This window comes from Streptomyces sp. ISL-94, assembly GCF_018614075.1.
Taxonomy (GTDB): domain Bacteria; phylum Actinomycetota; class Actinomycetes; order Streptomycetales; family Streptomycetaceae; genus Streptomyces.
This window is the reverse complement of record NZ_JAGGOZ010000029.1, coordinates 1-23,224: the sequence shown is the minus strand read 5'-3', so window position 1 is coordinate 23,224 and position 23,224 is coordinate 1. Positions and strand designations below refer to the sequence as shown.

Here is a 23,224-nt window from a genome sequence, read left to right as displayed (position 1 = left end):
AAGCGGCTTCGAACCGGGCGGCTTGCGCGCCGCCGAGGAGACGGGCGAGTGCCAGCCGGGACCGCAGGACGGTGTGGATCTCGTGGTCCGGGCCGGTGCCCGTCCGCTCGGGCGCGGGAGCGGCATCGAGTTCGGCGGCAAGGCGAACGGGACGCAGGGGCCGGCGCTGCCGACCCTCGACGACGAGCGGCCCGCACTTCCCGCGCGTACGGCGGCTCAGTGCGAGGAGGAAGCGCAGCCCGCTGAGATCCATGAAGGTCACACCGCTCATGTCGACAACCACGGTCACCCCTGCGGGCACGGACCGCAACACGGCATCGAGAGCGCCCTCCGCCGAGAAGTCGATCTCCTTGGCCGGAGTGCTCAGCAGTGTCTCGCCGGGGAGTCGACGGTGATCTCGAAGACGGGTTCCCTCATGACGGCCGGCTCGCCAGATCGACTGAAGCCGGTCGACGTCACGCGGCGACGGCTATGCAGGTGTGAACGCGCTTCCCGCCGGTGGGAGTTGGTGTGACGCTCACATCGCGGGCGATGTGGTGGATGAGGATCCAGCCCCAGCCGCCACTGCCGTTGAAGTGGGGTTGCCGGGGCTCGGGCAGGACGGAACTGGTGTCGGTGACGTCGATGTCGAGCAGCCCCTCGTGCAGGACGAGGTCGAGGCTGCACGGCCCGTCCGTGTGCCGGACGGCGTTGGTGACGAGCTCGGTCACGATCAGGACGGCGACGTCCACGGCCGCCGGGGGCACCGGCTGCCCCAGGTCGCCGGCGCTGTGCAGAAACCGGGAGGTCGCATCGCGGGCGCGGCCGGCGGCGCTGACGTCGAACGGTAGGTCGAGGTGGCGTTGGGGGTGGTGGGGGTAGGGAGTCATCCGAGGCTCCGAGTGAGGCGTTCGCTCTCTTTCTTCGTGTAGAAGCGCCTGCCCGGCATCGGCCACGCCACACACCACCGTGCTGGGAGATGCCTTTTCGACCGAGAAGCGCCCCCGACCGTCGGCCGCGGCCGACGGGGGATACACGCCGGTGAACCGGGCAGGTGGTGAGGGACGCACGACAGGAGGGCAGGAGGGCCATGCGGTTGCGCACGAGTCGGCCCGATCGGCCCGGATACACCCGGGTGCGCCACGGCCGGGGATTCCGATACCTGGATCCGGCGGGGCAGCCCGTCAGCGATCCGGCGGAGCGCGCACGGCTGCGGGCCCTGATGATTCCTCCGGCGTGGACCGATGTGTGGATCTGCACGTGGCCGGGCGGCCACATCCAGGCCATGGGCACGGACGCGGCCGGCCGGCGGCAGTACCTCTACCACCAGCGGTTCCGCGAACAGCAGGAAGCGACCAAGCACGAGCACGTCCTCGACGCCGCGAGGAGACTTCCCCGACTGCGAGAGGGCATCGAACGGGACCTCGCCGGCCGCGGGCTGGGCCGGGACCGGGTGCTCGCCTGCGCCGCACGCCTCCTCGACCTCGGATTCTTCCGCGTCGGCGGCCAGGCGTACCGCAGGGACCACGAGGCGTACGGGCTGACCACGCTGCTGCGCGAGCACGCGGCGTGCCGCCGTGGCGGGGTCTGCTTCCGCTACCCGGGCAAGTCCGGGCAGGAGCAGACCCTCGCGCTCGCCGACCCCACGACCTGCGAGGTGGTCAGAGCACTGCTGCGCCGCCGCGACGGCGATTCCCAGCTGTTCGTGTACTGGCAGGGGCGGTCCTGGCGGGATGTCCACGCCGACGAGGTGAACGACTACCTGCGCAGCAGGTCCGGTGCGGACATCACGGCGAAGGACTTCAGGACGTGGCACGCGACCGTCCTGGCGGCGGTCGCCCTCGCGGTCTCGGTCGACGTCGCGGGCGACTCCCGGGCCCGGCGCATGAGGGCGGAGGCCCGGGCAGTGCACGAGGTGAGCGGCTACCTGGGCAACACACCGGCCGTGTGCAGGGCCTCGTACATCAACCCCAGACTCTTCGAGCTCTTCGAGAACGGAGTCACCGTCAAGCCGGCCCTGGACCGGCTGGGCAAGGGTGTCGAGTACGGACAGCCGGCCACCCACGGGGAGATCGAGGCGGCGGTGCTGCGCCTCCTCAGCCCGCCCCGGCCCACCAGAGCGCCCCTGCGCTGAGCCCCGTACCGCGACGCGGACGGCAACGCCCTGCCCGACGAGGCGTGCCGCCGCGGCTGGGAGGGGCTGATCGCCGCGGGGTCTGGCGTACGTCGCTGAAGCTCGAGGGGTTACTCCAGCGCAGTGGCGGCCACCGACAGGTCCGCGACGAGGCCTGCGAAGGCGGACTCGCGGTCGTCGGCCCGAAGCACCGCCGAGGGATGCACTGTCACCAGCAGCTGTCCGTGCCCCGCGAACGTCTCCGCGCCGGGCAGCGGCGGCATCGGGAGCAGCACGCCGCGCCGCTCGCCCACTCGGAACGAGGATCCGAGCAGCGCCTTGCCCGCCGTGCCACCCAGTACCACCAGCATCTCGGGATCGACCAGCCGCAGCTCCGCCGCGAGCCAGGGGCGGCACGCGGTCATCTCCCGCAGACTCGGTGCCTTGTGAATGCGGCGCTTGCCGCGCGGGGCCACGGTGAACTTGAAGTGCTTGACCGCGTTGGTCACGTACGGGTCCTCGTCCCCGAGCCCCGCCTCGTCGAGCGCCCTGCGCAGCAGCTTGCCCGCCGGGCCGACGAAGGGTTCGCCCTCCCGGTCCTCCTGGTCGCCCGGCTGCTCGCCGACGAGCATCAGCCGGGCATCGGCCGGGCCCTTGCCGAAGACGGTCTGGGTGGCATCCGCGAACAGCGGGCATCCTCTGCAGCCGGCCGCCGCCCTCCGCAGATTCGGCAGGCCGCCGCGTGACGGGAGATAGGGGCCGGCGTCGTACTCCTGCCCCGAGGCCGGGGCCGGGCCGGCGTTCGTACTGCTGCCCGTGCCGCCGCCCATCGCCACCACCTCCGTACGGTCGCCCCGGCTCGGGCGACTGGTCCGCCCCGCGTTCGTGACCGCGGGGCGGCAACCGGCGTCTGCCCCGCTGGGCACGGACCGAAACGCTCGGACCCGGCGCCGTCCCGGCACGGTGACGGCGGTGGTCCGCGCGGCCCGACGGGCCCGGTGGGCGGTCAGTCCTGGTCCGGGTGGGCCTGCGTACGCAGCGTCCACGTGTGCCCCGCACAGTCGTAGGGCAGGGGCGGGAACCGGTGTCCGCGGACGTCGGTGCTCTTGCTCCACAGGTGCTCCTTGCCGCAGTCGCACGCGTAGATCCCGCTCTCCTGCACGATCTCGCCCGGTTTCCCCTGCCTGGTCTCGTTCATGGGCGGCGCCTACCCGCCCTGCCATGGGCCCACCGCGCTCGCGGAACCGCATTCCGGGGCGGCGGCGCAGCTCCGGCGAGGCCTTCAGGCGGTGGTGGGCGGCGGGCGCATGGCCCACCGGATCGCTCCGGTGAGCGCGTGCCCGGCCGGGCGTACGCACATCCGCTCCACCAGCGGGAGGCGGGGAAGACCGAGCAGCTCGCGGGCCCACGGCGGCAGCAGCGAGACGGCGTTCGCCGCCAGTACGGCGTACGGGCCGCGCGCGGCCGGCGGCAGCGGCGGCCGCAACAGCAGGAAGCGCGCGGCCTCGCGGGCCTCCCGGGTGCTGCGCAGCTCGGGCCGGTACGCCGCCAGGCGCTCGGCGAGTGCCGCCCGGTCGCGAGGCGGGTCCACGACCCCGAGGGCCGCGGCGACCCGGGCGGTGTCGGCGAGGTAGCCGTCGCAGCCCACCCCGTCCAGCGGGGCGGCGCCGAACCGCTGGTGCGCCCGCAGGAACGATTCGACTTCCGCCACGTGCACCCACTCCAGCAGATGCGGATCCCCGGCCCGGTACGCCTCCCCCTCGGCGGTGACCCCGGCCACCCGCTGGTGGACGGCGCGTACCCGGGCGACCGCCTGCTCGGCGTCCTCGGCCGCGCCGTACGTGGTGACGGCGAGGAACGTGCTGGTGCGCTGGAGCCGGCCCCAGGGATCACCGCGGTAGCCCGAATGCGCGGCGACGGCCGCCATGGCCAGCGGGTGCAGCGACTGGAGCAGCAAGGCGCTCAGACCCCCGATGAACATCGAGGCGTCCCCGTGCACCCTACGGATGGGGCGCTCGGGACCGAACCAGCGAGGGCCGGGCGTGTAGTGGATGCGGGCGCGGTTCTCCGGCCCCGCGGGCCCCGCGACGCGGCTGAACAGGCTGCTGCCGATCTGCTCCCGCAGATGCTCGAGGGGGAGGAGCGCCGGTGCGTTCACTCTTCCAGTGTCGTCCACGTCCACCCCCGTCGACCGCCTCAGTAGCCCTGTTCCGGCCGGGAGGCGCAGGCGATGCACTCGGCGTCGATCTGATCGGCGAGCTGAGTGAGGGCCTCCGTCATCGCCAGCACCGTCTCGGGGTCGGCTTCCGGGGAGTCGAGCTCCATGGCTGTCGCCCAGTCGGCGGCCACACCCCGCAAGAGGGCTGTTACCTGTTCGGCCGGGATGAGTAGGCCGCCTTCCTCCGTGGGGATCAGCGGTATGGCAAACGAGTGCATGGAACCGCTCCTCCTCGTCTGGGGTGCGGACCCGATGGTCACCCCCTCCTGGAAGGGCTACCCGGTCGCCACGGGTCCAACCGATCCGCGGCCGTGAGGCCGGGGAGCCGCAGGTTTTCCGCAGCGGCGGCAGGGCACGCGCAGGGCGGGGAAGACACGACGCACGAGGAGGAAAGGCCATGGAAGACCAAGGCGGCGCCGGAGGCGCTCCCCTGCACGACCACGACGACGAGCAACGTCGCCGCGCCCCGCACGTCGCACCCCGGCCCGGGGCTCCGGACAAGGACGAGCCTCCCGTCCGGGCCGCGGACACCGACGAGGCGAGCCGGCTGGACCGGCCGGGAGAGGCGCCTGAGCAGGCACGGAAGACCCGCCGCGAGGAGCCCGGAGGCTGATTGTCCTCAGCCGGCCGGTCCGCACCCGGGCCACGCCGCCCGGCCTGCGCGCTTCGCGCGGCCGGCCGGCCCTGAAGCTCAGTAGCGCAGGGCGGTGCCGATCTGCGCCGACACCGTGCCGGACAGTCTGTGCGTGCTGCGGGCCGTGCCCTCTCCCGCGCCCTTCCCGGCCACGTCCGAGACCGTCACCACCACGGTGTCGATCAACTTGCCGCCCTCGTCCTTGAATTCGACCTGGACCGCGAAGGACTTCGTCCCCTCGTCGGTGTTCCGTGCCATCACGGGGACCTTCGTGTACCCCTCCGCGTCGGTCGTCACCGAGCCCAAGGCCACCTCCTCCTTGGCGTCGGCCCCGTCCTTGACCTCGGCGAGCTTGTCCTTCGCGACGGCCGCGGCGGACTCGGCGGCCTTTGCGGCCTCGGCGGCGGCCGAGGAGACCGCCTCGCCGGCCGACTTCACCGCCGACGCGGCCCTCGACGCGGCGCCGGAGGGGCTGTCGCCGTTGGAACAGCCCGCAGCACCGAGAGCCACCACCGACAGCACCACACCCGCCGCACCACGCGTCCACGCGATCGCCGCCACCACGCCTCCAGCGTTCCGAGTCCTCGGGACTCTTCAGTCAAAGGCCCGTCGCGGTTCGATGCCCGGTGGGCCGGGCATCCGGGTGAGGTGGCGGCGTCCGGTTCCCTCCCGAAGCTGTGAGATGCGTCACGGCGCATACGTCGGCCCGGCAGGCCCTGCGGAGATCGTCAACCATCGACATGTCGATACTTGTGCCTATTTAGCCTGGACATGCCTCACTCCGCCGGAAACGGAATCGGTGACTCCTGTTTCGCCTTCACCAACGGGGTTGACGGGGGGTGTACCTGGCCGTGCGTCAGTCTGCTGCCGGAGTGGCTTCGGCACGTGTATGCACGATCTTCGGGCCTATTCAAGCGGGGCCCCGGAAGTCCTTGGCGCTGAGTAGAGGTCGCTTGCCACGCCGCTGCGGGGCTTTTAAGAATGGCGGCTCCTCCGGCGCCCTCGCGGTCCGGCGCCGGGAGCTTCGCGATCACCGAGTGAGGTCCCGCATGAAGAAGCAGAAGCACCGTAAGAAGACGCACCACAGGAAAATAGCCGTCGCCGTCGGGGCGCTGGCCCTCGTGGGCGTGCCCACCGCGGCCATGGCCTGCCTGAACCCGCAGGGCCCCGACTCCGTACGGTCCGCCGCGGGCCAGTACGACAGCCGCTACTGGCAGCACGCCCCGCTCGGCGATCCCCGTTCGCAGCCGCCCGTGGAGACCCCGGCCCCCGAAGCCGCCCCGGAGGCACCCGCGGAACCCGTCGCCCAGCCGGTCGTCGAGACCGCGCCGCCCGCGACGCCGCAGCCGGTGGAGCCGGTGGAGCCGGTGGCGCCGGTGGAGCCGCCGGTCGAGACGGCCGAGCCTGCCGCGCCCGCCGCACCGGACGCACCGGACGCCTCCGAGGCGCCCTCCGGAGCCCAGGCCGAGGTCCTCGCCCTCGTCAACCAGGAGCGTGCCGCCGCCGGATGCCCGGCACTCACCGTGAACGCGAAGCTCACGAAGGCCGCGCAGGACCACAGCGCGGACATGGCCGCGCACAGCAACATGTCGCACACCGGCTCCGACGGCTCCGACCCGGGCCAGCGGATCACCCGCGCCGGGTACGAGTGGAGGACGTACGGCGAGAACGTCGCCTACGGCTACAGCACCGCCGCGAAGGTCATGGAGGGCTGGATGAACAGCCCGGGCCACAAGCGGAACATCCTCGACTGCTCCTTCAAGGAGATCGGCATCGGCCTCGCGCAGCCGGGCCAGTACTGGACGCAGGACTTCGGCGCGGCGCGCTGACCCTGCGGCGCCGACAGGTGACCCGCGTGCGAGGGGGCGGCCGGGATCCGGTCGCCCCCTCGCACATGCCGCCTCAGGGTGCCAGGAACCCGGTGAGCGCCGCCGCGACCGCCTCAGGAGCCTCCAGCTGCGGGTAGTGCCCGACGGCAGGGGCCCCGGCGAGCCCCACGACCCGGGCGCGCGGCATGCGCGCCCGGATCCGGGGGAGTACGCGGGCCCCGCTGATCGGGTCGGCCGGCCCCCACACGCCTGGCCCCTGTGGGGGTCCCCTCAGTCGAGGGCCGTCAGGACGCGGTCCGGGGTGAGGGGGAGTGCGCGGATCCGGCGGCCGGTCGCGTGGTGGAAGGCATTGCCGATGGCCGCCGCCGTACCGACGATGCCGATCTCGCCGATGCCCTTGCTGCCCATCGGGTTGAGGTGCTTGTCGTGCTCGTCCAGCCAGTGCACCTCGATGTCCGGCACGTCGGCATGGGCGGGGACGTGGTAGGAGGCGAGGTCGTTCTCGACGAAGCCCCCGAACGCGGGGTCCACGGTGCTGTGTTCGGTGAGGGCCATGCCCAGCCCCATGATCATGCCGCCGACGAACTGGGAGCGGGCGGTGAGCGGGTTGAGGATGCGGCCCGCGGCGAAGACGCCCAGGAGCCGCCGGACCCGGACCTCGCCGGTGACGGTGTCGGCCTGCACTTCCGCGAACTGGGCGCCGAACGCGTGCCTGGCGTACGGGGACTTCTGCTTGGCGGAGGCCGTCGTGTCGGCCGGGACGGACACCCCGGCCTCGGGGAGCGGGCCGGAGCGGCGGGCCAGGAGGTCGACCAGGCTCGTGCAGGCGTCGTGGACCGCCCAGCCCCAGGAGGCGGTGCCGGCCGAGCCCCCGGCCACCGAGCCCTGCGGCAGTGCGGAGTGCCCGATCTCCACCGTCACCCGGTCCAGGGGGACCCGTAGCGCGTCGGCGGCGATCTGCGCCAGAACGGTGCGTGCGCCCGTGCCGAGGTCGGTGGCGTTGGTGTGGACGACGTACGTGCCGTCGGGGAGGGCGTGCGCCCGCGCCGAGGAGGGCGCGGTGTAGACCGGGTAGGTGGAGGCGGCGACGCCGGTGCCGATCAGCAGCGGGCCGTCCCGGCGGGGTGTGCGGTGCGCGGCCCAGTCGAAGCGGGCGGCCCCCTCGCGCAGGCATTCCACCAGATGGCGGCTGCTGAACGGGTGGCCGCTGTCGGGTTCGGCGGCGGGCTCGTTGCGGACGCGCAGCTCGACCGGGTCGATGCCGAGGGCGTCGGCCAGCTCGTCCATGGCCGACTCCAGGGCGTACATGCCGGGGCACTCGCCGGGCGCCCGCATCCAGGAGGGTGTGGGCACGTCGAGGGGGACGACGCGGTGGGTGGTGAGGAGGGCGGGCGCGGCGTACATGACGCGGGCGGGGACGGCGGCCTGTTCGACGAACTCGCGGACGCGGGAGGTGTGGGTGGTGACCTCGTGGGCGAGGGCGGTGAGCGTGCCGTCCGTACGGGCGCCCAGGCGCACGCGGTGCAGGGTGGGCGCGCGGTGGCCGACGACGGCCGGGAGGTGGCGCCGGGGCAGGGCGACGGTGACGGGGCGGCCGGTGTGCCGGGCGGCCATCACGGCGAGGACGACGTGCGGGCGGGGGGTGCCCTTACAGCCGAAGGCGCCGCCGATGTGTTCGGAGACCACCGTGACGCGGTCCTCGGGCAGCTCGAAGAGGGAGGCCAGTGTGGAGCGTACGAGTCCGGACCCCTGGCTGGAGTCGTACACGGTGAGGGTGCCGCTGTCGGCCTCCCAGTGGGCGGTGGCGGCGTGCGGCTCCATGGGGTGGTTGTGCAGCGGCGGTACGGCGTACGCGCAGTCCACCCGGACCGGCGAGGCCGCGAACGCGGCGGCCGCGTCGCCCTTTTCGCGGTGGGCGGGGTAGCCGCCGTTGACCTGTTCGGGGGTGTAGGCGGCCGGGTGGCCGGTGTACAGGACGGCGTCGTGGGGCTCGGTGTCGTAGGTGACGCGGACGGCCGCCGCCGCGGCCCGGGCGGCCTCCGGGGTCTCGGCGACGGCCAGGGCCACGTACCAGCCGCGGTGGGGCACTTCGGAGTCCTGGAGCACGCGGAGCGTGGGGTCGTCGGCGGGACCCAGCCGGGGCGCGTCGGAGGGGGTGAGGACGGCGAGGACGCCGGGCAGCGCCAGGGCGCCGGCGGTGTCGACGGCGGTGACGCGTCCGCGGGCCACGGTGGCGGGCACCGGCCAGGCGTACGCCCGGTCGGGCGGGGCGTGCTCGGCCGCGTAGCGGGCCTTCCCGGTGACCTTCTCCGGGCCCTCGCGACGGGTGGCGGGGCTGCCGAGCGCGGGGGCCTGCGGGGCGGGGCTGCCGAGCGCGGGCGCCTGCAGGGCGGTGCTGGAGTTCATGGCGGTCCTCGCGATCCAGGACGGGGTGGGGCGGAGCGACGTTCAGGAGCGGGCGCCGCGTACGAGCGAGCCGAGCACGTCGCAGGCGAGATTGCGGGCGAGGGGCACCTTGAAGGCGTTGTCGCGCAGCGGCTCCGCCCGGTCGAGCTCGGCCTCGACGGCCTCCCGTACGGCACTCTCGGTGGGGGCGGCGCCCAGCAGCCGTTCCTCGGCGGTGCCGGCGCGCCACGGCCGGTGGGCCAGCCCGCCGAAGGCGAGCGCGACATGGCGTACGCGGCCTTCGGCGATGTCGAGCACGGCGGCGACCGAGGCGAGCGCGAAGGCGTACGAGGCGCGGTCGCGGGCCTTGCGGTAGCGCGAGGGCAGGCCGGCGCGCTCCGGCGGCAGCGTGACCGCGGTGACGATCTCGCCGGGCTCCACGACGGTGTCCTGTTCGGGGTGCTCGCCCGGCAGCCGGTGGAACGCGGTCGCCGGTACGGTACGGGCGCCGTTCGGGCCCCGGAGCTCGACGGCCGCGTCGAGCGCGGCGAGCGCCACGGCCATGTCGGACGGGTGGGTGGCGATGCACTGCGCGGAGTGGCCGAGGACGGCGTGGTCGCGGTGGACTCCGTCGCGGGCGCCGCAGCCGGTGCCGGGCTCCCGCTTGTTGCAGGGTGCGGCCACGTCCTGGAAGTAGGGGCAGCGGGTGCGCTGGAGCAGGTTGCCCCCGGTGGTGGCGACATTGCGCAACTGGGCCGAGGCGCCGGCCAGCAGGGCCTGGGACAGGGCGGGGTAGCGGGTGCGGACGAGGGGATGGAGCGCGAGGTCGCTGTTGCGGACCCCCGAGCCGATGCGCAGGCCGCCGTCCGGGGTCTCCTCGACGGTGCCGAGCGGCAGCCCGGTGAGATCGACGACGGTGTCGGGGGCCTCGACCCCGAGCTTCATGAGGTCCACGAGGTTGGTGCCGCCGCCGAGGTAGCGGGAGCCGGGCCGCGCGCCGTGGGCGGCGATGGCCTCCGGGAGGCCGGCGGCGCGCACGTACGCGAACGGCTTCACGCGACCACCTGGGCCGAGGCGGTGTCCCCGGAGGCCGCCGCCACGTCCCGGACGGCGTCCACGATGCGGGGGTAGGCCCCGCAGCGGCACAGGTTGCCGCTCATCCCCTCGGCGATCCCGTCGCGGCTGAGGTCCGCGGCCGAGGGATCGGCGGCGGCCTCGGCGAGCAGGCCGACGGCGGAGCAGAGCTGGCCGGGTGTGCAGTAGCCGCACTGGAAGGCGTCCCGTTCCAGGAAGGCCTCCTGCAAGGGGTGCGGCCCCCGCGTGTCGTCGCCCAGGCCTTCCACGGTGGTGACCTGGGCCCCGTCGTGGGCGACGGCGAACAGCAGGCAGCTGTTGGCGCGCCGCCCGCCGACCAGGACGGTGCAGGCGCCGCACTGCCCGTGGTCACAGCCCTTCTTGGTGCCGGTCAGGCCGAGGTGCTCCCGCAGCAGGTCCAGGAGTGTGACCCGGTGGTCCACGTCGAGCTCGTACGGCTCGCCGTTCACCTGCAGCCCCACACGGGAGCGGATCTCCGGGGTTGGATGCGCCACTGCTGCCCCTTTGTCGCGGAATGTGGATGTACCTCCCCTCGGATAACCCGTCGGGGCGGATCTCACACCTCACGTGTGGGACAAGTGGGTACGCCGGCGGTGCGGCGCCGGCGGCGTGGTCGGCCGGCCCCAGCCCTTGCCTAGCCCTGGCCTAGGAGCCCGCCGACAGCGGCGGCCGGATCAGGCGGCGGACGGATTCGATCACCGTCTCGCGGTGGCGGGCCAGCCGCGCCGGGGGCCAGGAGGCACCCGCGCTGCCCGTAGCCGCGCCGCCCGCCGTGCCGCCCGCCGTGCCGCCCGCCGCGCCGCCCGCCGCGCCGCCCGCCGCGCCGCCCGTAGAGCGCCGCTACACCGACCCCGCGAGCGGCATCGACAGCTTCGCGCTCGTCGCGGTCACCCACGGGGCGACCTACACCGGCATCCCCAACGGCACCTACAGGGATGCCGTCACCGGTGACGTGAAGACGGTCGGCAACGGCACCCTGAGCGTCCCCGCCCCCGGCCAGGGCAACCTGCGCGTGTACGTCCTGAACGGGCCGGGGCAGATCGGGGCCGCCGGACCTTGCCTCACATGGCTACCGGTCGCCGGGGGCGGTCATGGAGTGGAGCAAGGGGTTGACGGGCCCTTCTGGCGGGTGAGGTTGTCATTGGACATCCATCCCGTGGTGTTCGTGCCTTCCACGCGTACGTAAGTCCACTTGTTCCCGTAGGCGTTGACGATGTAGCAGTGGTACCAGAGCTTGGTGCCGGACTTGGCCAGGGTCACCGCGGGGCAGGTCTGGTACGGCCCGGTTTCCAGGTGGTAGTCGCCGGACATGAAGCCGTAGCTGCCCGGAGCCGGGTCCCGGTGGCTCCAGCCGGTGCAACTCGTGGACACCGGGCTGGGCTTGGCCGTCGTGGAGCCGGTCGGGGACGCCGTCGCGCCCGGCTTCCGGGAGGGGGACGCGGACGGCTTCCCCGGGGAAGCCGCGGTGGCGGAGGGGGAGGACGCGATTTTCGGGGGACTGCCGGGCCGGCCACTGTCCGCCGGTGAGCCGGCCCTGGGGGTCGACGCCTGCGCCCGGCCACCGCCGCCGCCGCCGTGCTCGCCGGTCAAAGCGTACGCGACACCGCCCACGGCAAGGACGACACCCGCGGCGACCGCAGCGATGACGGTACGGTTCCGGCGCCCGGCGGGGCCGGTGGGCGACAACGCGGTGTGCTCGCTGCGGGTGGGCGGCCGGCCGGGAGGCGCGTAACCGGGGTGCGGCGGCTGCGGGTAGGGCGGGTGGAACGGCACGGCACCCGCCCCGGCCGCGGGCGGCGGGCCGAAACCGGGGGCGGGGGCCGGCGGGGTGAAGGACGGGCCGGCGGGAGCCGGCGGGGTGACGGCCGGCGCGGTGGTGGCCGACGGGGTGACGGCCGGCGCGGTGGCCGGTGGCGCGAGGTCCACGACCCCGCCCGCGGCCACCTGCTCCAGCATCGCCCGCGCCCGGTCGGCGGTGGGCCGCAGCCGCGGCTCCTTCGCCATCAGTGCCTGGAGCACCGGTGCGAGCGGCCCCGCCCGCCGCGGCGCGGGCAGCGGCTCGGTGACGATCGCGGAGAGGGTGGACCACACGGAGGTGCGCCGGAACGGCGAAGTGCCCTCGACCGCGGCGTACAGCGTCATGCCCAGCGACCAGATGTCGGACGCGGGGCCGGGCTCCTGCCCCTGTGCGCGCTCCGGCGGCAAGTAGTCCATCGAGCCTATGATTTCACCGCTGCGGGTCAGCTTGGCCATGGCTTCGTCGCCGGCCGAGTCCATGGTGGCGATGCCGAAGTCGGTGAGTACGACCCGGCCGCCCCGCTCCAGCAGCACGTTTCCCGGCTTGACGTCCCGGTGCAGGACGCCGGCCTGATGCGCGGCGTCGAGAGCGTCCATCAGTTTGGCACCGATCGCCGCGGCCTCGCGAGGCTCCAGCGGACCGCGTTGCGTCAGGACGTCGTCGAGCGAGGGGCCGTCGACGAGTTCCATGACGATGACCGGCAGGCCCGCCTCCTCGGTCACGTCGTGCACGGTGACCACGCCGCTGTGCCGGATGCGGGCGGCAGCCTGCGCCTCCCGCCGCATCCGGGTCCGCAGGTCGGCCAGTTCGGGTGCGGAGGCGTCGGTGAAGGCACGCAGGATCTTGACGGCGACCTCGCGGCCCAGTTGTTCGTCGACCGCCCGCGCGACGACTCCCATGCCGCCGCGGCCGATCGTCGAGGTCACCCGGTAACGCCCCCCGAGTGACGTGCCGATCAGTTCGCCGTCCTTCGCTTCGCCCGCTGGCACCGCACGCTCCGTTCCAGAACCACTCGTCGACACCCACCACTTGAAGGGCACCAGAGTAGAGGCTTGATCACGGAGAGGTTGCGCCGCCCGGTGCCGGGCGCCCGCGCGCGGCGGAGGCGGGGCGTCCTTCGCAGGGGCGCCCCGCCTCCGCCGGCCCGGTTCAGCCGGTGAAGCCGGCCGTGAGGGAGGTGAACTGCCAGTCGCTCTGGGCGATGCCGGAGCAGGTTTCCTGGAGACCGCCGCCCGGGCAGCCGCGGTCGCGGTTGACGGACCAGAAGGCGAGGCGGGCGATGTGGTGGGAGTTGGCCCAGTTGCGGATGTCGGTCCAGTTCTGGACGGTGGTGGTCTCCTGGGTGTCGCTGACACCGTTCATTCCGGAGATGCCGATGTGCGCGTAGGCGGTGGCGTCGTCCCAGCCGAAGGTGGACGTGAGCTTGGCCTTGAGGCCCTCGGTGGCACTGACGGTACTGGCGTACATGTCGGTGGAGGCGTTGCCGAAGTCGAACGGCATGATGGTGAAGACGTCGATGCCGGCGTTCAGCGCCTTCGCCTGCTCGATCAGGCGGTTGCCCCACGAGGTCGGGCCGGTGGTGCCGGTGCCGAAGGTGAGGATGGTCTTCAGGCCGGGGTTGTTCTGCTTGACGATCTTGAGGGCGCCCAGGATCCGGTCCTGGACCGCGGCGTTCTCGAACTCGTCCGTGTTCTCGATGTCGACATCGATGGCCTTGAGTCCGTAGGCGTCGATGACCTTCTGGTAGGCGCCAGCCAGGGCCTCGGGGGTGGCGCAGTTCGGGCCGAGCTTGTTGCCCTGCCAGCCGCCGATGGACGGGACGATGTCGCCGCCGGCCGCCCGGATCGCGTTGATGATGCTCTGGTCGATGCCGCCGGTGAGGGCGCGCTGGCCGTCCCAGGCCGGGTTGCAGCCGCCGGAGGAGAGGATGAACGCCATGGTGAACCACTTGGCGCCGGTCGCGTTCATCACCGTCGTCGCGCTCGGCGGGTTGCCCCAGCCGAGGTAGAGGTAGGGGGCGGCCTGCTTGAAGCCGGTCGGGGGAGTGGTCGTGGCGTCGGTGGTGACCGTGAGGGACGCGGACGCGGCGGAGGTGTTGCCCGCCAGGTCACGGGCGCGGACGGTGAAGGCGTACGCGGTGTTGGCGGCGAGGCCGGTGACCGTCGCGCTGGTGGTGGTGGATGTGGCCACCTTGGCGCCGCCCTGGTAGACGTCGTAGCCGGTGACGCCGACGTTGTCGGTGGAGGCCGCCCAGGACAGCGAGACGGTGGAGGCGGTCTTGCCGGTGGAAGTGAGGCCGCCGGGCGCGGTCGGGGCGGTGGTGTCGGTGTTGCCGCCGCCGGGGCCGTCCAGGCTGATGTCGTCGGCGTGGTAAGTGCCCTGTCCGTACCAGCCGTTGAGGTAGATCTCGGCGCTGGTCTGGGAAGCGCCGGTGGTGAAGGAGACGGTGAGCTTGGAGTAGCCGGCCGCGGCCGGGGTCCAGGTGGAGGCGCCGCCGGTGACGCCGAGGTACACGTAGGTGCCCCGGACCCAACTCGACAGCGTGTACGTGGTGTTGGGCTGCACGGACACGGTCTGGGTGCACTTGGCGTTGTCGTTGGAACTGGCCGCGCCGGCCAGCGCCTTGCCGCCGCTGTGGACGGGCGAGCTCACGACCGAGCCCAGGCCTCCGGTACAGGACCAGCCGGTCAGTGTGCCCGACTCGAAGTCGCCGTTGGTGAGGAGGTTGGCGCCGAACGCCGCGCCGGGAGCGGTCAGCACGGCCGCCGCGCCGAGGACGGCGGCGCCGAGGCCGCCGGCCAGGCGGGTGAGGGTGTGAGTACGGCTGCGAGCACGGGTACGGGTACGGGTACGGGTACGGGTACGGGTACGCAAGGAAGTGCCTCCGTGGGGGGAGAGGAAGGCAGCGCGGAACGCGGACTCGGTGACCTCGTGCTCAGCGGGTGCGCATGCGCAGGCGCGCACGGACGACGCCTCTGTGCACCCCGAATACCGGGAAATTAAGGGGAACGTGGCGCCGCGACCGGTCTTTCGCCGGGAACCTATTCCTCCGGATCACCCGCCGTCAATAGGTCTGGACCAATCGCCTCGACGGGGCGGAATTTCACGCCCCCGGGCTCTGCCCGGACCCGGCCCTCAAACGCCGGACCGGGCGCAGGATCTGCGGCTCCGCCCCCCCCTGCTCCGCAAACGCCGCAGGGGCTGGGTGTGCCGACGGGCGCGCCCGACGCTGCTCTGAGTCAGCCGTCGGGCGCCATCCGTAATCCCCTCCGCGCCCTACTGGGCCGCCCCCAGGTCCTCCGGCCAGCCGTACCCGGTGCGCGGCTGCTCCGGCACGGCGCCCACCGCCGCCAGGTCCCGGTCCGCGGCGCGCATCAGCCGGCCCGCCAGGTCCCGCATCGCCCGGCTCGCCGCCAGCTCGTCACCGATCGCGGGGATCTGCACGTCCTGGGGGTTGCAGCGCGCCTTGCCGCGGCCGACCATCGTCGTCTTTCCGGTGTCGAGCACCGCCCGGGCCTTGGTCGTGCCGTCCTCCTCGGTCAGGTGGACGCCCACTGTCCATTCCTCGGCGTGTGTCATCGCGCGCCTCCTCACACCCCGGTTCCTCTGTTGCCGGCTGCTTCCAGGATCCCCCCGTGCGCCGCGTCGCGCTGGTGCGGGACCGGTGCAGCGGCCGGCGGCTGGACCGACACCGTCCGGGTGGGGGCCGGGATGGAGATGCCCTCGGTCCGGTACCGCTGGTGCAGGCGCTTGATGAACTCGTGCTTGATCCGGTACTGGTCGCTGAACTCGCCCACCCCGAGGATCACGGTGAAGTTGATCCGTGAGTCCGCGAACGTGTGGAAGCGGACGGCGGCCTGATGATCGGCGACGCCGCCCGTGACGTCGGCCATCACGCTGTCGACCACGTCGAGGGTCACCCGCTCGACGTGCTCGAGGTCGCTCTCGTAGCCGACGCCCACCTGGACGAGTATCGACAGCTGCTGTTCCGGCTGGGTGAAGTTGGTCATGTTCGTCCGCGCGAGCCGCCCGTTGGGGATGATCACCAGGTTGTTCGACAGGTTGCGCACGACGGTGTTGCGCCAGTTGATGTCCACGACGTACCCCTCCTCGCCGCCGCTGAGCCGGATGTAGTCCCCGGGCTGCACCGTCTTCGAGGCGAGGATGTGCACCCCCGCGAAGAGGTTCGCGAGGGTGTCCTGGAGCGCCAGGGCGACCGCGAGACCGCCCACTCCGAGGGCGGTGAGCAGCGGGGCGATGGACACGCCGATGGTCTCGAGCGCGACGAGCACGCCCATGGTGAGCACGACGATCCGCGTGATGTTGACGAAGATGGTGGCCGATCCGGCCACTCCCGTACGGGACTGCGCCAGGGACTGCACGAGCCCCGCGACGACCCTGGCCGCGGTGACCGTCGCGATGAGCACGAGCAGGGCGGTCAGTGAACGGTTCACCACGTCCGTCACCCGCGAGGTGAGCGGCAGCGCCGAGGCCGCGACGGCGGCGCCGCCGATGACGGCTCCCCAGGGCGCGACCGTGCGCAGCGCGTCGACGATGACGTCGTCCCCGCTCCACGCCGTCCGGCTCGCGTGCTTGCCCAGCCACCGCAGGACGGCGCGCAGCAGCAGCCCGGCCGCGAGACCCGCGGCGAGCGCGATGGCGGCCACCACCCAGTCGTGCAGGACGAGGTCCCGGCTCAAAGGATCCCCTCCGAGCAGCGGAGGGCCGGGGATCCGGCGGGGGTCGTCGCCGGCCGCCGTATGTGCTGTGTCGTCACCTTGTCACCTGTCAGATCGCGCTGTGCTGAGCCCCGTTCGGGCGTATGTGTGTACGACTCGAATCGGGCTGCCATCCTGCCCCATGGACCGGGACGCGCCGCAGGTGGGCCGGTGACAGGAGGTGCTCGGCCACGGCACCTGACCGAAATCCTGCGCGTTCATGCGTGTGGCGGCGGGGTTTCGAGCATCTATTGACATGAAGTCGGTGCTGCGCTGCACTGGTGCCCCCGCACGCCCCGCCCGGCCATACCCGGCACTGGAGGCAGCCATGCGTCTGCTCCGCTCGCTGATCGCCACCGCCTGCGCGGTGTTCGCACTGGCCTTACCCGGTGTCGCCGCCGGGCCCGCCCAGGCGGCCGCCGGTCCACCGCAGACCGTGCCGGCGCTGCGCCAATGGACGGCCGGTACCGGTACGTACACCTTCACCGCCGGCACCCGCGTCGTCGTCGACCCCGCCTACTCAGCCCAGCTCGCCGACGAGGCAGCCACGTTCGCACAGGACCTGGGCGATCTGGCCGGGCGCAGCGTCGCCGTCGTCACCGGGACCCCCGTCGCCGGCGACATCGGGCTCAGCCTCGGCGACCCGGGCCTCCCCGCCGAGGGCTACCGGATGACCGTCGCCGGAGCCCTCACCATCCGGGCCGGAACGGACACCGGCGCCTTCAACGGCACCCGCAGCGTCCTCCAGCTCCTGCACCAGTCCGCCTCGGTGCCGGCCGGCACGGCGGTGGACTGGCCCGCCAAGGCGGAGCGCGGGCTCATGGTCGACCAGGGGCGGAAGTTCTTCACCGTCGACTGGCTCAAGCAGCACATCAAGGAGCTGGCCTACCTCAAGCTCAACTACTTCCACTTCCACCTGTCGGACACCTACGGGTTCCGCCTGGAGAGCTCCACCCACCCGGAGATCGTCTCCACCGACCACTACTCCAAGCAGGACATCGCCGACCTGGTCGAGCTCGGCCGCAAGTACCACGTCACCATCGTCCCGGAGATCGACACCCCCGGGCACATGAACGCGGTGCTCGCCGCCCACCCCGAACTCAAGCTCAAGAGCAGCTCGGGCGCGGTCAGCCCCGACTTCATCGACCTCTCGCTCCCCGCCTCGTACACCCTGATCAAGGATCTGGTCAACGAGTACCTGCCGCTGTTCCCGGCCCCGTACTGGCACATCGGCGCCGACGAATACGTCACCGACTACGCCAAGTACCCGCAGCTGCTCAGCTACGCCCGCGCCCACTACGGCGCGAACGCCACCGCCAAGGACACCTACTACGGGTTCGTCAACTGGGCGGACGACCTGGTGCGGGCAGGCGGCAAGACCACCCGCATGTGGAACGACGGCATCAAGTCCGGCGACGGGACGCTCCGCCCCCACCCCGGCATCATCGTCGAGTACTGGTACACCTACGGCCTCACACCCCAGCAGCTGGCCGACGCCGGACACCTCGTCGCCAACGAGTCCTGGACCCCCACCTATTACGTGCTCGGGGGCGCGAAGCCCGACACCAAGTGGATGTACGAGACCTGGACCGCGGACCGCTTCGAGGGCGGCACCACCCTGTCCGACCCCGCGAAGAACCCCGGCTCGGTGATCCACGTCTGGTGCGACAACCCCACCGCCGAGACCGAGGCGCAGATCGCGGCCGGCATCATGTACCCGCTGCGCGCACTGGCCCAACAGGCCTGGGGGTCGCCCAAGTTGGCGGCGGCCTACGCCGCCTTCACCCCGATCGCCTCGGCCGTCGGCCACAACCCCGCCTGGCCAGGCCTCGGCCGGCCCGGCAACCTGGCCCTGGGCCGCCCGACCACCGCCTCCAGCACCGAGACGGCCGACTTCCCGGCGGCCTCGGCCACCGACGGCGACCCCGGCACCCGCTGGTCCAGCGCCTACAGCGACCCGCAATGGCTGCAGGTCGACCTCGGCTCCACCCAGAGCATCAGCCGCGTGGTCCTGCGCTGGGAGGCGGCGTACGGGAAGTCCTTCCAGATCCAGCTCTCCGACGACGCCGCCACCTGGCGCACCGTCTACTCCACCACCACCGGAACCGGCGGAGTCCAGGACCTGACCGGCCTGACCGGGTCGGGCCGCCACCTCCGCGTCCACGGCACCCAGCGGGGCACCTCCTACGGATACTCGCTGTACGAAGTCGAGGCGTACGGCGGCCAGCTGAGCGGCACTCGCACCCTGACCGCGGCCGGCAAGGCGCTCGACGACCCGGCGAGCTCCACCACGTCCGGCACCCAGCTGATCACCTGGGCACCGCACGGCGGCGCCAACCAGCAGTGGCAGCTGACCCTCAACAGCGACGGCGCCTACACCCTGGTCAACGGCTCCTCCAAGCTGTGTGCCGATGTCGTGGGCGGTTCCACCGCAGCGGGCGCGGCCATGGTCCAGGCGACGTGCACCGGCGGCGACAGCCAACGCTGGAAGATCACCGGAGCGGGCTCCGGCCCCGGCGGCTACGCGGTGACCAACAAGAAGAGCGCCCTCCAGCTGAGCACCGCCTCCGGCGCGGACGGAGCCCTGGTCACCCAGCAGCCGGCCGACGGCTCGACGTATCAGCTGTGGCAGATCAGCGATCCTCAGTGAGCGCCCCACCCGCCGTCGAGGGGGATGGACGAGCCGGTGACGTAGCCGGTGTGCGGGCCGCAGAGCCACAGCGCGACCGCCGCCACCTCCTCCGGCTCGATCAGCCGCTTGATCGCCGAGCGCTTCAGCAGCACGTCGGCCACGACGTCCTCGGGCGCGATGCCGTGGGCCTCGGCCTGTGAGCCGATCTGGCGCTCGACCAGCGGAGTGCGGACGTAGCCCGGGTTGACGCAGTTGCTGGTCACCCCGTGCGCGGCGCCCTCGACGGCGGCGACCTTGCTCAGGCCCTCCAGCCCGTGCTTGGCGGCCACGTACGCGGATTTGAAGGCGCTGGCGCGCAGTCCGTGCACGCTGGAGATGTTCACCACCCGCCCCCAGCCGCCCGCGTACATGTGCGGCAGGCACTGCCGGAGCAGCAGGAACGGCGCGGTGACCATCACCCGCTGGATCAGCTCGAAGCGGTCCGGCGGGAAGTCCTCGATCGCCGCCACGTGCTGCAGCCCGGCACTGTTGACCAGGATGTCCACCTCGGCGGGCAGCGAACGGACCGCCTCGGCATCGGCCAGGTCCACGACGTGCGCACGGCCGCCGACGGCCTTCGCGACGTCCTCGGCCGCACCGGCGTCGATGTCGGCCACGTGCACGAGAGCCCCCGCCGCGGCCAGCGCCCGCGCGCACGCCCGCCCGATGCCGCTGCCGCCCCCGGTCACCAGCGCGGGGCGACCGGACAGGTCCAGCGGCGCGGCGGGATCCACGTGAAGTTCGCTCGTCATGACCGGAACCTAAGAGACGCACGCCCCGGCGGCCCACGTGCGCGGACACCACAGTCCGGGGCCGGCCCATGGCAGGGGCCGCCATACGCGCAGCAGGTCCGGCGGCAGGCAGCCCTACCCGAGCCGCTCCAGGGCCGTGAGGACCCGCGCCGCGCCGTCTTCCCCCGCGAGCTCGGAGGCGAGGTCGCGCGCACGCACCGCCAGGGACGGGGTGCCGACGGCCCCGCGTGAGCCGGGGCATGAACTCCCGCGCCATGCGGATCAGCCGCGCCATGGCCACCGGCGGGCTGACCGCCTTGGCCAGCCCCTGCCCGGCCGCGGAGGCCAGCTCCTCACGCGGGTCGACGGGCAGCCCGCGAAAACCCAGCCCGTGGGCGGTCACCGCCTCCTGGAAGCGGGTGTGCGTGGCGATCGCCACGTCGTGGCCCGCGCAACGCAGCCGCACCCCCAGCCCGGTGTAGGGCGCGACGTCGCCCCAGGACCCTGCCGTCACGATGAGTACACGCACGGAAGCAGGATGTCACGTCGGGGCGGGCGACACCACGAGCTGCTGGCTCCCTCCCCTCAGGACGCGCGCAGGCGCAGATGCGTCGTCAGGTGGTGCTGCAGGGGCCGGCCGACGGCGGCCATGTCGTGGGTCACCGTCATCTCACCCGCGCGCAGGGCGTAATGGCGCCGGGTGGCGGTGACCTCCTTGGCCAAGGGCGTCAGCGCCACGTCCTTGGTCTCGATCTCGATCTCCGTACCGGACACGCGTCCGACGTAGGTCTCGACGATGCCGGTGGGGTGCGCGAGCACCACCTCCAGCGACGCGTCGGGCGTCACCCGCCACCACCCCGCCTCACGCCCCGCCGGCCGCACGGGCGCCCCGGATTCGTCGATCAGCCACGCGCGGGCCTCGTACCGCAGGAAGGGGCGGCCGTCGTGGCTGAAGGTGACCTCCTGCTCGTACCGGAAATCCCGCTCCAAGGTCGGGTACTGGCCCTGCCCACGGCCGTGCCAGCGTCCCAGCAGCGGCAGCACCGGCTTGAGCAGCGGATGCGGATCCGGCCCCTCGCCGAGGATGTGGCTGTCGGGGTACGGATTCTCCTGCACCGACTCGAACACTGTTCTCCCTGCCTGTTTGCCTCTGCCGCGCGGCGCGAAGCCTAGCGCGTCGCCGCATGCTGCTCCACCGGCGTACTTGCGAGCGCATCGCACCTGGCCACAGGGCGTATGACGGTGATAGCCGCAATCGGATCCGTATGCCACGGTGGGTCGTATGGAGGGGAATCGACACCCGCACACCGACGACAACTCCCACGACAACTCCCGCGACAACTCCCACGACAACTCCCGCGACCCCGCCCCCCACACCCACGGCCACCGCCACGCGTCCATGCCCCACAGCCACGTCGCGGCCGACAAGGTCGACGCGGCGATGGAGACGTCCCGCGAGGGCATGCGCACGCTGTGGATCTCCCTGGCCGTCCTCGCCCTGACCGCCCTCCTCCAGGCCGTGATCGTCGGCCTTTCGGGGTCGGTGGCGCTGCTGGGCGACACGATCCACAACGCCGCCGACGCCCTGACCGCCGTCCCGCTCGGGATCGCGTTCCACCTCGGGCGGCGGGCTGCCAACCGCCGCTACACGTATGGCTACGGCCGCTCCGAGGACCTGGCCGGCATCGTCATCGTGGCGACCATCGCGGCCTCCGGCGCCGCTGCCGCCTACGTGGCCGTCGACCGGCTGCTGCACCCCCGTGAGGTCACCCATCTGGGGGCGGTCTGCGCGGCCGCCCTGATCGGGTTCGCGGGCAACGAGTGGGTCGCCCGCTACCGCATCCGGACCGGCCGCCGGATCGGCTCCGCCGCGCTCGTCGCCGACGGACTGCACGCCCGTACCGACGGGTTCACCTCCCTGGCCGTCCTGCTCGGCGCCGGTGGTGCGGCCCTGGGCCTGCGGGCCGCCGATCCGGTCGTCGGCCTGCTGATCACCCTCGCCATCCTGCTGGTGCTGGGGGACGCCGCCCGCGAGGTCTGCCGCCGCCTGATGGACTCAGTGGACCCCGCCCTCGTCGACACGGCGGAGTCCGCACTGCGCGCCGTCGACGGCGTACTGGGCACCGGGCAGGTCCGCATGCGCTGGATCGGCCACACCCTGCGCGCCGAAGCGGACATCGTCGTCGCCCCCCACCTCACGGTCGTGCAGGCACACGAGCTGGCCGAGGCCGCCGAGCACGCCCTGATCCACGCCGTCCCGCGGCTGATGGCGGCCACGGTCCACACCGACCACCCCCCGCTCGCCCACCAGGCCGCCGAGGCGGACCTTCCGGCGAGTCACGGCCCCGCGCCCACATCAGGTGATTGACTGGACGGCATGCCGCTCGAAGCCTACGGAGTGCTGTCAGGAACGCTGCACCGGCACTTTCGCGACCAGCCCGACTCCCAAGGGCGCTGGTTCCACGTCAACCTCGAAGTCGACGCGCCCGCCGGGCGCTACCGGTGCGCCGTCGACGTGGACAGCAAGCAGTCCGCCACCGGCGTCCAGTGGAAGGTGTTCACGCTGGCCGCCTCGGTCCTCGAACCGGCGTCCACGCTCGCGCCCGGGTTCCACGAGCTGTCGATGACCTCGGGCTCGGGCGCCATCGACTACCTCCGGCATCCCGCTTTCGCGGACCGCTCCGGCTGCCTGTCCGTACGCCGCCCGCCGGCCTGGCTCGAGCGCCTCCTGGCCCGGCTGAACCCGCCCCGGCCGTGGATCTCGGGATCCACCCTCGAAGCCACCCAGGCCCTTGAGGGCATCCTTCTGCCGGGCCGTCCGATCATGGTCTTCGGTGAGCCGTTCGACGCCGGCCTCGGCATGCACAACATCCACCAGAACCAGGGCGATCCGTACGGCAGCCAGTGGTGGGACGACAACGGCGTCTGGCAGGACGGCGCCACCCTCACCCGGCGTCCCGACGGGCGGTACGACGTCTTCCTCAACAAGTTCTCCACCCAGGCCGACCACACCGACGGCGCCGGCCACCCTGCCTAGTAGGGCTTTGTTAGGT

At 72.8% G+C, this 23,224-nt stretch carries 22 protein-coding genes and 3 pseudogenes; 7 read left to right on the top strand and 18 right to left on the bottom strand.

Going from position 1 to position 23,224, the window contains the following annotated elements:
• Window positions 1-148: 148 nt before the first annotated feature.
• Window positions 149-346 (bottom strand): annotated as a pseudogene (locus J7E94_RS35910) (STAS domain-containing protein); the annotation flags it as partial.
• A gap of 109 nt (window positions 347-455) precedes the next feature.
• Window positions 456-869 carry an ATP-binding protein gene (locus tag J7E94_RS11410; protein ID WP_215014620.1) on the bottom strand — a complete coding sequence of 138 codons (414 nt, stop codon included), beginning with the start codon at window positions 867-869 and terminating at the stop codon, window positions 456-458.
• A 200-nt stretch (window positions 870-1,069) separates the two neighbouring features.
• On the opposite strand from J7E94_RS11410, the gene J7E94_RS11405 reads away from it, so the two are divergent.
• Window positions 1,070-2,113: a DNA topoisomerase IB gene (locus tag J7E94_RS11405; protein ID WP_215014619.1), complete on the top strand. Its 1,044-nt coding sequence runs from the start codon at window positions 1,070-1,072 to the stop codon at window positions 2,111-2,113.
• A gap of 110 nt (window positions 2,114-2,223) precedes the next feature.
• On the opposite strand, the gene J7E94_RS11400 is transcribed toward J7E94_RS11405, so the two are convergent.
• The 4 genes from J7E94_RS11400 to J7E94_RS11385 form a co-directional block, all read right to left on the bottom strand.
• Window positions 2,224-2,922: a UdgX family uracil-DNA binding protein gene (locus tag J7E94_RS11400; RefSeq protein WP_215014618.1), complete on the bottom strand. Its 699-nt coding sequence runs from the start codon at window positions 2,920-2,922 to the stop codon at window positions 2,224-2,226.
• Window positions 2,923-3,098: 176 nt separating this feature from the next.
• Complete coding sequence (locus tag J7E94_RS11395; protein ID WP_215014617.1) at window positions 3,099-3,290, bottom strand: hypothetical protein; 192 nt, start codon at window positions 3,288-3,290, stop codon at window positions 3,099-3,101.
• Window positions 3,291-3,374: 84 nt separating this feature from the next.
• Window positions 3,375-4,250, bottom strand: a complete 876-nt coding sequence (locus tag J7E94_RS11390) for an oxygenase MpaB family protein (protein WP_215014616.1) — start codon at window positions 4,248-4,250, stop codon at window positions 3,375-3,377.
• Window positions 4,251-4,288: 38 nt separating this feature from the next.
• Complete coding sequence (locus tag J7E94_RS11385; protein WP_215014615.1) at window positions 4,289-4,528, bottom strand: DUF6213 family protein; 240 nt, start codon at window positions 4,526-4,528, stop codon at window positions 4,289-4,291.
• Window positions 4,529-4,707: 179 nt separating this feature from the next.
• Here J7E94_RS11385 and J7E94_RS11380 point away from each other — a divergent pair, with 179 nt between their 5' ends.
• Window positions 4,708-4,923, top strand: a complete 216-nt coding sequence (locus tag J7E94_RS11380; RefSeq protein ID WP_215014613.1) for a hypothetical protein — start codon at window positions 4,708-4,710, stop codon at window positions 4,921-4,923.
• Between the two features lie 78 nt (window positions 4,924-5,001).
• Here the strand turns inward: J7E94_RS11380 and J7E94_RS11375 are convergent, their stop codons facing one another.
• Entirely contained in the window at window positions 5,002-5,508 is a 507-nt protein-coding gene (locus tag J7E94_RS11375) for a hypothetical protein (RefSeq protein WP_215014611.1), read from the bottom strand.
• Window positions 5,509-5,993: 485 nt separating this feature from the next.
• On the opposite strand from J7E94_RS11375, the gene J7E94_RS11370 reads away from it, so the two are divergent.
• Complete coding sequence (locus J7E94_RS11370) at window positions 5,994-6,773, top strand: CAP domain-containing protein (protein WP_215014609.1); 780 nt, start codon at window positions 5,994-5,996, stop codon at window positions 6,771-6,773.
• Between the two features lie 73 nt (window positions 6,774-6,846).
• On the opposite strand, the gene J7E94_RS11365 is transcribed toward J7E94_RS11370, so the two are convergent.
• Genes J7E94_RS11365 through J7E94_RS11350 form a run of 4 tightly spaced genes read right to left on the bottom strand, consistent with a single transcriptional unit; the run spans window position 6,847 to window position 10,747 of the window.
• The gene (locus J7E94_RS11365) at window positions 6,847-7,020 is read right to left on the bottom strand and encodes an alpha/beta fold hydrolase (RefSeq protein WP_215014607.1); all 174 of its coding nucleotides are present in this window, start codon (window positions 7,018-7,020) and stop codon (window positions 6,847-6,849) included.
• Between the two features lie 23 nt (window positions 7,021-7,043).
• Window positions 7,044-9,179 (bottom strand): xanthine dehydrogenase family protein molybdopterin-binding subunit, encoded by a 2,136-nt coding sequence (locus tag J7E94_RS11360; RefSeq protein WP_215014605.1) that lies wholly within the window; start codon window positions 9,177-9,179, stop codon window positions 7,044-7,046.
• Between the two features lie 42 nt (window positions 9,180-9,221).
• Window positions 9,222-10,214 (bottom strand): xanthine dehydrogenase family protein subunit M, encoded by a 993-nt coding sequence (locus tag J7E94_RS11355; RefSeq protein ID WP_215014603.1) that lies wholly within the window; start codon window positions 10,212-10,214, stop codon window positions 9,222-9,224.
• Window positions 10,211-10,747, bottom strand: a complete 537-nt coding sequence (locus J7E94_RS11350; RefSeq protein ID WP_215014601.1) for a (2Fe-2S)-binding protein — start codon at window positions 10,745-10,747, stop codon at window positions 10,211-10,213. The genes J7E94_RS11355 and J7E94_RS11350 overlap by 4 nt, the downstream gene beginning before the upstream one ends.
• Window positions 10,748-11,085: 338 nt before the next feature.
• On the opposite strand from J7E94_RS11350, the pseudogene J7E94_RS34410 reads away from it, so the two are divergent.
• Window positions 11,086-11,316, top strand: a pseudogene (locus J7E94_RS34410) (hypothetical protein); the annotation flags it as partial.
• Between the two features lie 26 nt (window positions 11,317-11,342).
• Here J7E94_RS34410 and J7E94_RS11345 read toward each other — a convergent pair.
• The 4 genes from J7E94_RS11345 to J7E94_RS11330 form a co-directional block, all read right to left on the bottom strand.
• The gene (locus J7E94_RS11345; protein ID WP_215014600.1) at window positions 11,343-13,040 is read right to left on the bottom strand and encodes a serine/threonine-protein kinase; all 1,698 of its coding nucleotides are present in this window, start codon (window positions 13,038-13,040) and stop codon (window positions 11,343-11,345) included.
• 160 nt (window positions 13,041-13,200) lie between these two features.
• On the bottom strand, window positions 13,201-14,853 hold the full coding sequence (locus J7E94_RS11340; protein WP_215014848.1) for a carbohydrate binding domain-containing protein: 1,653 nt from the start codon (window positions 14,851-14,853) through the stop codon (window positions 13,201-13,203).
• A 474-nt stretch (window positions 14,854-15,327) separates the two neighbouring features.
• On the bottom strand, window positions 15,328-15,630 hold the full coding sequence (locus J7E94_RS11335; RefSeq protein WP_215014598.1) for a DUF1876 domain-containing protein: 303 nt from the start codon (window positions 15,628-15,630) through the stop codon (window positions 15,328-15,330).
• Window positions 15,631-15,641: 11 nt separating this feature from the next.
• On the bottom strand, window positions 15,642-16,751 hold the full coding sequence (locus tag J7E94_RS11330; protein ID WP_215014596.1) for a mechanosensitive ion channel family protein: 1,110 nt from the start codon (window positions 16,749-16,751) through the stop codon (window positions 15,642-15,644).
• Window positions 16,752-17,097: 346 nt separating this feature from the next.
• Between J7E94_RS11330 and J7E94_RS11325 the strand changes: the two genes are divergently transcribed.
• The gene (locus tag J7E94_RS11325) at window positions 17,098-19,419 is read left to right on the top strand and encodes a family 20 glycosylhydrolase (RefSeq protein WP_215014594.1); all 2,322 of its coding nucleotides are present in this window, start codon (window positions 17,098-17,100) and stop codon (window positions 19,417-19,419) included.
• Here the strand turns inward: J7E94_RS11325 and J7E94_RS11320 are convergent.
• From J7E94_RS11320 to J7E94_RS11310, 3 genes and pseudogenes are all read right to left on the bottom strand, one after another.
• On the bottom strand, window positions 19,413-20,192 hold the full coding sequence (locus J7E94_RS11320; protein ID WP_251056501.1) for a 3-hydroxybutyrate dehydrogenase: 780 nt from the start codon (window positions 20,190-20,192) through the stop codon (window positions 19,413-19,415). The genes J7E94_RS11325 and J7E94_RS11320 overlap by 7 nt on opposite strands.
• A 379-nt stretch (window positions 20,193-20,571) precedes the next feature.
• Window positions 20,572-20,637 (bottom strand): annotated as a pseudogene (locus J7E94_RS34405) (hypothetical protein); the annotation flags it as partial.
• A 119-nt stretch (window positions 20,638-20,756) separates the two neighbouring features.
• The gene (locus tag J7E94_RS11310) at window positions 20,757-21,299 is read right to left on the bottom strand and encodes an FABP family protein (RefSeq protein ID WP_215014592.1); all 543 of its coding nucleotides are present in this window, start codon (window positions 21,297-21,299) and stop codon (window positions 20,757-20,759) included.
• 154 nt (window positions 21,300-21,453) lie between these two features.
• Here J7E94_RS11310 and J7E94_RS11305 point away from each other — a divergent pair, with 154 nt between their 5' ends.
• Both J7E94_RS11305 and J7E94_RS11300 read left to right on the top strand, forming a co-directional pair.
• The gene (locus J7E94_RS11305; protein WP_215014590.1) at window positions 21,454-22,539 is read left to right on the top strand and encodes a cation diffusion facilitator family transporter; all 1,086 of its coding nucleotides are present in this window, start codon (window positions 21,454-21,456) and stop codon (window positions 22,537-22,539) included.
• Window positions 22,540-22,548: 9 nt separating this feature from the next.
• Complete coding sequence (locus J7E94_RS11300) at window positions 22,549-23,208, top strand: DUF2278 family protein (protein ID WP_215014588.1); 660 nt, start codon at window positions 22,549-22,551, stop codon at window positions 23,206-23,208.
• Window positions 23,209-23,224: the final 16 nt, after the last annotated feature.

Excerpts from the sequence above, each read along its gene's own strand:
- J7E94_RS11410 (WP_215014620.1), bottom strand. The coding sequence starts at position 869 with ATGACTCCCTACCCCCACCACCCCCAACGCCACCTCGACCTACCGTTC.
- J7E94_RS11370 (WP_215014609.1), top strand. The coding sequence starts at position 5,994 with ATGAAGAAGCAGAAGCACCGTAAGAAGACGCACCACAGGAAAATAGCC.
- J7E94_RS11405 (WP_215014619.1), top strand. The coding sequence starts at position 1,070 with ATGCGGTTGCGCACGAGTCGGCCCGATCGGCCCGGATACACCCGGGTG.
- J7E94_RS11395 (WP_215014617.1), bottom strand. The coding sequence starts at position 3,290 with ATGAACGAGACCAGGCAGGGGAAACCGGGCGAGATCGTGCAGGAGAGC.
- J7E94_RS11305 (WP_215014590.1), top strand. The coding sequence starts at position 21,454 with ATGGAGGGGAATCGACACCCGCACACCGACGACAACTCCCACGACAAC.
- J7E94_RS11300 (WP_215014588.1), top strand. The coding sequence starts at position 22,549 with ATGCCGCTCGAAGCCTACGGAGTGCTGTCAGGAACGCTGCACCGGCAC.
- J7E94_RS11335 (WP_215014598.1), bottom strand. The coding sequence starts at position 15,630 with ATGACACACGCCGAGGAATGGACAGTGGGCGTCCACCTGACCGAGGAG.
- J7E94_RS11320 (WP_251056501.1), bottom strand. The coding sequence starts at position 20,192 with ATGACGAGCGAACTTCACGTGGATCCCGCCGCGCCGCTGGACCTGTCC.
- J7E94_RS11380 (WP_215014613.1), top strand. The coding sequence starts at position 4,708 with ATGGAAGACCAAGGCGGCGCCGGAGGCGCTCCCCTGCACGACCACGAC.
- J7E94_RS11400 (WP_215014618.1), bottom strand. The coding sequence starts at position 2,922 with ATGGGCGGCGGCACGGGCAGCAGTACGAACGCCGGCCCGGCCCCGGCC.
- J7E94_RS11360 (WP_215014605.1), bottom strand. The coding sequence starts at position 9,179 with ATGAACTCCAGCACCGCCCTGCAGGCGCCCGCGCTCGGCAGCCCCGCC.
- J7E94_RS11385 (WP_215014615.1), bottom strand. The coding sequence starts at position 4,528 with ATGCACTCGTTTGCCATACCGCTGATCCCCACGGAGGAAGGCGGCCTA.
- J7E94_RS11325 (WP_215014594.1), top strand. The coding sequence starts at position 17,098 with ATGCGTCTGCTCCGCTCGCTGATCGCCACCGCCTGCGCGGTGTTCGCA.